Origin of the sequence: Acinetobacter sp. YH12069 (assembly GCF_013419675.1) — a bacterium.
Classification (GTDB): domain Bacteria; phylum Pseudomonadota; class Gammaproteobacteria; order Pseudomonadales; family Moraxellaceae; genus Acinetobacter; species Acinetobacter amyesii.
Genome location: NZ_VOZS01000003.1, coordinates 238,460 through 246,761, shown reverse-complemented (window position 1 = coordinate 246,761; position 8,302 = coordinate 238,460). Strand labels below are relative to the sequence as shown.

Here is an 8,302-nt window from a genome sequence, read left to right as displayed (position 1 = left end):
TTCCTAAGCATTACTCACCCGTCCGCCGCTAGAAATCGGTAGCAAGCTACCTATTCCCGCTCGACTTGCATGTGTTAAGCCTGCCGCCAGCGTTCAATCTGAGCCATGATCAAACTCTTCAGTTTAAAATCAATAGTACATATAGTGTACCAATCTTGGCTCATCAATTACTGACAAAAATTTGCTCAAATAAACTTCGAGTAATTTCTACCATCAATCAATGAAAATAATTTCGATCGATCAATCAGTAAAAATCCACACAAGTTGTTCTTCACAATCTCTTAATGATCTTCTTAATGCTTCGTCAGCAAACAAGAGAACAACATCAAACAACTCAAAACCTTATGTTTATCACTGTCTGCGTTGGTATGCAGCGTATTCTATAGAGTTTCAAAACAAACACAAGCCCCTATCACAGAAATTTCTATGATATTGCGCCTGAGTGTATATTTTTTAAACTATAAGCAATTTATTGCTTATTTAAAGATCAATATATCTACATATTCCGCTTTATGAAAGACGAATTTTATAATTATTGGTGATTTTTATATTCTTCAAACTAAAAAGCCCGTAATTCAACGGACTTTTCGAATAGCACTGACTTGAATAAAACTAAAGAAGTTACGAAAGTGACTTTAGTTTGCTTGCTCAGCCAACCAACTCATGAATTTTTGTCGTTCAGCTTTATTGGCCTTTTGCCAAAGCTGAATTAATTGTTGATCTGCCCCATTTTCATTAATAATCACATTTTTTGAAGCTACTACAGGAGATACTACGTTCGTTGGTTTTGCAGTTACAGATTGCGCATAAACAGGTGCCGGTTGATTTTCTGGCACAGCTTCTTTCTTCGTAAAATCTACGGCATTACCCAAAACACCATTGGAGAAAATCGATTTTTGTTCTTTCTTCGCCCCAGCTTGCTGCACAAGTAATTGATTAGATTTGTCATACAAACCAAATATCGGTTGGTCTTTATATTTTTGCGCAGCATCAAAATCTCTTGGTGCATTGACTAGACCTAAACGGTACTCTTGACCATCAATCAGTGCTGGAGTGCGAATAGCAGCAACTCCTGATTTTAATATATCGTGTGAATTATCAGCATGTTGAAAAAATTCGCTATAACGTACAGTTAATACGTTTTCACCTGCATCTAGCTTATATTTCTCTGTAGATCGAAATAAACCACCTGTAACTTCTTGATCATTAACTGCAACTATTTTAATTTCTTCCGGAACAGTCAAAGTTACAGCTGCAAATCCGGCACTACTTAACATCAGCGCTGCAGCAGCAACAGTTAATCTTAAAGTCATCATTATCACTCTTTATCAATTATTTAGTTTCGAATGCACTATGCAATGCATATATGACAATCTTATGACATCTAACAATCACTGTATATTTTGTTTCAAGACATTATTTTGATATTCATTCAAGAATTTTGCATATAAAAAAAGGATGCTCAAAGCATCCTTTTTAATTCATCACACCATCATTACTTGAATGTTTTGAATCGTTCTTCATCTGCAATAAAGGTTTTTTCACCTGCAGGTGCTTCAATCGAACCAAAAACAAGCTGTGCGCGTAGTTTCCATTGATCTGGCACATCAAATGCCGCAGCTGTTTCAGCATCAACAATTGGATTGTAATGTTGTAATGACGCACCAATATTTTTTTCAGCCAAAGCCGTCCAAGTAGCAAATTGAGCAATCGCTGTTGAGTGTTCAGACCATACTGGGAAATTATCTGCATAAAGTGCAAATTGTTCTTGGAGGGCTTTTACTACAGCCTGATCTTCATAAAATAATGCTGTACCAAAACCTGCTGCAAAACTATTAATCTTGCCATTGGTTCCTTCAAATGCATCTGCAGGTACAATTTTACGTAAAGTTTCACGTACGATATTCCAGAATTTTTGATGTGCATCACCAAACAGAATAACGACACGAGACGTTTGAGAGTTAAATGATGACGGACTTAAACGTACTGCATTTTTAATGGTTTGCTCAATTTCATCTTGCGATAAAGTAACGTTATTACCAATAGAATAGATTGTGCGACGTTGTTCGATTTGATTCAAGAATGACATTACAAGACCTCTTTTTATTTTCAATTAGCTGACTAAGTTGAGATTTATAATAGGTGATGTTTTTAACAGTTGCATGACTATATTTACAACATTGTGTCTTATTTCTAGAACAATCAGTTGCAAGCATCTAAATACCTACAACCCACTTACATTCAAATATTGGTTCACAGTCTTTAGGACAGCAGAAATCAAAGCAACCTACAGAACATAGAAATTACTCATAAATTCTAAACTGATCTTGATCTTCTGGTTCTAAACGTTCAGGCGCTTGACCTTCAATTGAACCAAAGACCAACTGCGCACGTAGCAGCCATTGTTTTGAAATATTAAAGTGTTCGGCAACGGCATAATCAATGTGTGGATTATAGTGTTGTAAACATGCGCCTAAACCTGCATCTGCGATCGAAGTCCATACTGCGAATTGCGCCATGCCAGACGTTTGCTCCGACCACACTGGAAAATCTTCTGCACTTAATGGCACTTTCTTTTGTAATTGTTGAATCACAACTTGATCTTCATAGAAAAGTACAGTTCCCAGGCCAGCTGCACACTGATCTATTTTGAGCGCCACACCTTCAAAAATATAACTCGCAACATTCTTGCGTTGTACGTCTTTTACAATGTCCCAAAATTTTTGATGAGATTCGCCAAATAAAACTACAATACGTGTGCTTTGCGAATTATATGCAGATGGACAACTTCTTACGGATTCTTGAATCAGTTCCGCCAAATAAGCCTGACTGTAATGCACCTTCTTTCCAAGCTCGTAAATACTGCGACGTTTCTTTAATTGATCAACAAAGGACGCTTCTATTTCTTGGTCGGTATTTTTCTTTTTTAATTTAAAATCTTTAGTGATATCCGCAGTCAATACATGACCAATTTTATCGAGTAACGCCACCCTAAACACCCCAAAGCAATTTTTATATATAAACAACAATTCCTTACTTATTCTAAGGGTATATCAGGCTGAATTTTGATTATGATTTATTCACATGTTGCTTTTTAAATCAATCAGTAAGCTCAAAAACAAAAAACTCCGCATTTTGCGGAGTTTATGTGACATTTAACGCAATTTATTTATCAGTTTCAAATAATGCTGCGACAAATGATTTTGCTGAGAATGGACGCAAGTCATCAATTTTCTCACCTACACCAATAAAACGAATTGGCACATGGGTACGGCTTGCAATATTAAATAACACACCACCTTTTGCTGTACCATCAAGCTTAGTAATAGTTAGACCTGTAAGTCCTACTGCCTCGTCAAACATTTCAACTTGGTTAATGGCATTTTGACCTGTGCCTGCATCTACCACCAACATCACTTCATGCGGAGCTGTAGCATCAATTTTTTGCATTACACGTTTTACTTTAGACAACTCTTGCATGAGGTGTCCTTTGTTGTGTAAACGACCTGCGGTGTCTGCAATCAGCACGTCTACGCCTTTTGCACGAGCACTTTCGAATGCATCAAAAATAACTGAAGCAGAATCTGCACCATGACCTTGCGCCACAACTGCAATATTATTGCGTTCGCCCCAAATTTGTAATTGCTCTGTTGCTGCTGCACGGAATGTATCACCAGCAGCCAACATTACTTTTTTACCTTCACCTTGTAAGCGTTTTGCTAATTTACCAATCGTGGTGGTTTTACCCACACCATTTACACCAACAACCAAAATTACATACGGATTTTTATTGCTGTCGATATGTAGCGGTTTAACACGTGGTGCAAGTAATGCCACAAGTTCTTCTTGAAGCGCTTTATATAAAGAATGTGAATAGATTAAATCGCCACGTTCAGTACGTTCAGTTAAGTTCGCAATAATCGTTTTGGTTGCATCGACACCAATATCAGCAACCAAAAGTTGCTCTTCAACTTCCTCTAAAAGCTCATCGTCAATTTCCTTCCCACCGATCAGGATATTCACCATGCCGTCTGCCAAGTTCTTACGTGACTTTGCTAGACCTTCTTTCATTCGACTAAAAAAGCCGCCTTTCACCTTCGAGTCTTCAGTTTCTGACTCTGTTTCTTGTAATGGTGCAGCAACGTCTTGCTGTACTTTCGGTGTCTCGATAATCGGCACATTTACCGCAGGTAAACTCGGTAGCGTGACATCGTCATCACCGATATCAGCATCAATCAAAAATTTATTCTGCCCATGAGATTGCTGTTGCATGCCGAATCCTTGAAAAGCACTGCGTTAAAAAAACCGATTCTATCATAAATTATCTTAAATTGAGTCGCTACACGCCTGTCAGAGCGAAGCACACTAAAAAACAACATGTTGAACTTGCAATCAAAATTAACTTTAGGAAAACTAGATAGCTATAAAATGCATTTTAATGGATTCCTTTGTGTCCCATAAAAACAGATTTTCTCCTTGTTTTTTTAAAACTTTATTTCGCTCTGCGCTTCCTATCTGTGTCATCAGTAGTTGCCTTTGGTCTGCACCCAATCTACATGCAGACACACGTACCCAATTAACGCGTAGCACCTTTGAAACCACGCTTAAAAATGGTTTAAAGGTCATTATCCGTGAAGACCACCGTGCGCCGATGGTAATGACCCATATTTGGTATCGCGTTGGCAGTAGTGATGAGTCGGGCAACCTATTAGGGATCTCTCATGCGCTCGAACATATGATGTTTAAAGGAACCACCAAAGTTCCTAATGATGAATTTACACGTCTCAGCCGTATCTATGGCGGCAGTATTAACGCTGCAACCTTTACCAATTACACCAATTATTATCAGTTGTATCCAAAAGCCTACTTCCCTATGGCGCTGGAGCTCGAAGCGGATCGTATGAGTAATTTACGATTACAACAACAAGATTTCGACCCTGAAATTAAAGTGGTTATGGAAGAACGCCGACAGCGTACAGATGATAACCCTCGTTCTTTGGCTTATGAACGTTTCAAATGGATTTCTTATCCAACCAGTCATTATCGCCAACCCGTCATTGGGCATATGAAAAATCTGCAAAACATCAAATTGGCAGATTTAAAGCAATGGTATAAAGATTGGTATACACCGAACAACGCCATTTTGGTGATTGTCGGTGATGTCGATGCCGAAGCAGCCATTCGTCAAGTTCAAAAATACTTTGGTGATATTCCATCACGCAAAACACCTGATCGTAACGATGTGATGGAATTCGAACGTGTGGGCTATCGTCATATGGAACTAAATTTACCCGTACAAGTGCCTAATTTGTATATGGCGTGGAATGTACGCTCACTGGCTACTGCAAAAAACCCACAAGATGCATATGCTCTCAATATTATTCGCAACATTTTAGATAGTGGTATTTCATCGCGCCTACAAGACAAACTGGTACGCGATAGAAAATTACTCACCGCTGTAAGTGTTTCTTATGATCCATACAATCGTGGAGACAGCTTGTTTACCATTTCAGCACTCCCTGCCGATGGAATCAAAATGGAACAAGCGCAAAAAGCTATACAAGATGAAATCGACACTTTAAAAACAGAATTAGTCAAAACACCTGAAGTTGAACGTATCACCACACGTTTTGTCTCCAATTTAGTCTATAACCAAGATGACATCAGTAGCCAAGCCAAGACAATCGGCAACTTAGAAGTCAATGGGCTCAGTTTCAGGCTAATGGACGAATTACCAAAACTATATGAAAACGTCAGCGCACAGGATATTCAACGTGTCGCCAATGCGTATTTTGTCCGAGAAAATTTAAGCACCATGTATCTACTTCCAGAACAGACGAAGGTTCCAACAACCTCAAATAAAGCAGATCAAACAGTAAAATCAGCTCAAACGGAAGTTGTTATTCCAGAGCAACAGACCAGCTCAACCCAAAACACAGAAAGCGTCTTGTAAGGATTAGTGATGACTATTACGAAAATTTTATCTCTAAGCTTACTCACTGCGTTTGGCTCAATCCTCCATGCAGAAACTTATACGGAAAATGTTCCTGACCTCAACGATAACCCGAGCCAATTACAATCTATCCCCATGCTGCAAAGTTTAAAGAATTTACAGATTGATAAAGACTACCGTGCTCCACTTGTTCAAGTGCTGAAAAACCGACATGGTGTGAATAGCCTGTTTGTTGAATCGCAAGATCTACCCATGGTGGATATTCAACTGACCTTTAATGCGGGTTCTGCTCGTGATGAAGAAGTCGGAAAAGGCTTGTATGGTGTTGCCAACATGGCTGCACGTTTAATCGATGAAGGCACAGAAAAATACAATGCAACGCAAATTGCCTCGGTTTTTGACCAAACAGGTGCTCAATTTAGCGTGCAAGCACATCGAGATATGTTTGTCGTTCGGTTACGCGTATTGTCAGACCCTAAAAAATTAGAACCTGCTTTAAGTATGATGATGGACGTGATTAAAAATGCGACTTTTAAAACCTCTAGTCTAAACTTAGCTCTCAGTAATAACCAAGCTGGTCAGAAGCAACTCCAAGAAAGCCCAAGTCGCTTAATGAATATTCGTTTCTATCGGGCTGTATACGGCACACATCCTTATGCAGAACCGATTACGGGAACCAATGGCAGTATCAAAAAAATAACACCAGACATTTTAAAGAAGTTTCGTGATCAATTTTTAGTTGCTCAAAACATGAATATTGCCATTACAGGTAAACTCAGCAAAAAAGAAGCGCAAAACCTAGCAGAACGTATTTCTGGAAACTTAAACCAAGGTGAAAAAGCCAAAGCGCTTGCACAACCAGAAGAAAAACAAGGCTTTGATATTATCCATCTTCCCTACAATTCCACCCAAGCCAACGTCATATTTGGACATTTAGGCACCACACGCGATAACAAAGATCGATTAGCCTTAGAAGTAGCCAATCGAATGTTTGGCGGTGGTGGTTTTAACTCGGTCCTCATGCAAGAGCTTCGTGTTAAACGTGGTTATACTTATGGTGCCTATAGTGCATTTAGCTTTAGCCAAGCACCCGGAATCTTTAGTTTTAGCTATGGAACACGTCAAGATCAGCTTATAGATAGTATTCGAGTGGCACATAAGGCTTTTAATGATTTTGTCAAAATGCCTATTGATCAAAAACAAATGGAAGAAACCAAAGCCGGTATGCTGCGTGCTTTTCCAAATAATTACAGCAGTAATGCAACGATCAATGCACAGCTTGGTCTATTGGGCTTTTATCAACAAGACCCAGATTATTTGACCCAGTACCCTAAATTACTGGAAAAAATAACTGTAGCTGATGTACAAAATGCGGTTCGTACCTATATGCACCCTGAAAATATGACGGTGATTGTGGTCAGTAAAACCTTAGATAAAAATGAAGTACAGCAGATATTGGAGGAGAATGTACAAGCAGCTCCAACCAAGATAATCCCTGCGACTAAGGCTGTTCCTCTGCCAAAGCCGGAAGTTGATGTGCCCGCACAGACTCCATCTGATAAGCATGCATCAATTTAAGATAAGCACCAACGCGAATGTGATCTTGCTGTCTCAGCAGCATCGCCATTTCCTGAGTTTCAGGATAACTTTGCTGCAACGCAAGTCGTGACACGTTTTGGTATTGCTGTACAGAAATTGGACGATATAAGGCAATCACAGCCAATACCAAAATCACCACGATCATGACTGAAACAAAGATATTATAAATTTGCTCTAGCTGTATTTTAGATTTGAATTGAATAATTTTTTCTAAATCAATAGTCATACACTACCTCAGGTTCAAAGTAGTGTATGGCTGACGTTCAAGAAGTTCAAGTCACAGCGCTTAAAACTGCATCAGTCCCCTGTTTCAGTCTGTGAGTTAGCTAAACAATTTAATGAATAATGGTACGTATCACCGCAAAATAAAGTATCAATGCAATAATCGCCAAAACGATAAATACTGCAAAAATACTCATGCCACCTTCTGCATGCGCTGGATGTAAATCGTCATCATCGGCGATTTTGAGTAATTCGCCATTGTATGCATTGTAAAATTCTAAGCGCTGTCCCTTATCTAAATCCCGCGTGAAATCATATACACGTTTGCGCTGTGCCAAACCAAAATCTCCTAAATGAATCTCCTGATGAAAAATTGCGTCATCAAGATTGCGACGATGTAGATGTGCCAACTCCACAATTTGCGCTAATGTCGGAGGATAATCTAAAGTTAAACCGTCTAAAACTTTTGTCATTTTACTTCTCCTTATTATCTACAACTTCTTATGTTAGTATTTTACCCATGAAAAC

At 38.9% G+C, this 8,302-nt stretch carries 7 protein-coding genes, 1 rRNA gene and 1 pseudogene; 2 read left to right on the top strand and 7 right to left on the bottom strand.

The features are described from left to right. The 5 genes from FTU16_RS02805 to ftsY all read right to left on the bottom strand — a co-directional run. Positions 1-125, bottom strand: a 16S ribosomal RNA gene (locus FTU16_RS02805); the annotation flags it as partial. Positions 126-635: 510 nt separating this feature from the next. After that, a complete protein-coding gene (locus FTU16_RS02800) occupies positions 636-1,313 on the bottom strand; it encodes a DUF2057 domain-containing protein (RefSeq protein WP_180162649.1) in 678 nt (225 codons plus the stop codon). A gap of 182 nt (positions 1,314-1,495) precedes the next feature. Further along, complete coding sequence (locus FTU16_RS02795) at positions 1,496-2,089, bottom strand: nitroreductase family protein (RefSeq protein WP_168379659.1); 594 nt, start codon at positions 2,087-2,089, stop codon at positions 1,496-1,498. Positions 2,090-2,303: 214 nt separating this feature from the next. After that, positions 2,304-2,990, bottom strand: a complete 687-nt coding sequence (locus FTU16_RS02790) for a nitroreductase family protein (RefSeq protein WP_180027252.1) — start codon at positions 2,988-2,990, stop codon at positions 2,304-2,306. A gap of 175 nt (positions 2,991-3,165) precedes the next feature. Then, positions 3,166-4,272 carry a signal recognition particle-docking protein FtsY gene (gene ftsY, locus FTU16_RS02785; protein WP_180162644.1) on the bottom strand — a complete coding sequence of 369 codons (1,107 nt, stop codon included), beginning with the start codon at positions 4,270-4,272 and terminating at the stop codon, positions 3,166-3,168. A 241-nt stretch (positions 4,273-4,513) separates the two neighbouring features. Between ftsY and FTU16_RS02780 the strand changes: the two are divergent. Together FTU16_RS02780 and FTU16_RS02775 are read left to right on the top strand one after the other, a co-directional pair. Continuing rightward, a pseudogene (locus tag FTU16_RS02780) lies at positions 4,514-5,836 on the top strand (M16 family metallopeptidase); the annotation flags it as partial. 126 nt (positions 5,837-5,962) lie between these two features. Further along, positions 5,963-7,531, top strand: a complete 1,569-nt coding sequence (locus FTU16_RS02775; protein WP_180162642.1) for a pitrilysin family protein — start codon at positions 5,963-5,965, stop codon at positions 7,529-7,531. Here FTU16_RS02775 and FTU16_RS02770 read toward each other — a convergent pair. Together FTU16_RS02770 and FTU16_RS02765 are read right to left on the bottom strand one after the other, a co-directional pair. Then, positions 7,455-7,778 carry a hypothetical protein gene (locus tag FTU16_RS02770; RefSeq protein WP_180124287.1) on the bottom strand — a complete coding sequence of 108 codons (324 nt, stop codon included), beginning with the start codon at positions 7,776-7,778 and terminating at the stop codon, positions 7,455-7,457. The two genes, FTU16_RS02775 and FTU16_RS02770, sit on opposite strands and share 77 nt — an antisense overlap. 109 nt (positions 7,779-7,887) lie before the next feature. After that, on the bottom strand, positions 7,888-8,247 hold the full coding sequence (locus FTU16_RS02765) for a hypothetical protein (RefSeq protein ID WP_078188493.1): 360 nt from the start codon (positions 8,245-8,247) through the stop codon (positions 7,888-7,890). Between the last annotated feature and the right edge of the window lie 55 nt (positions 8,248-8,302).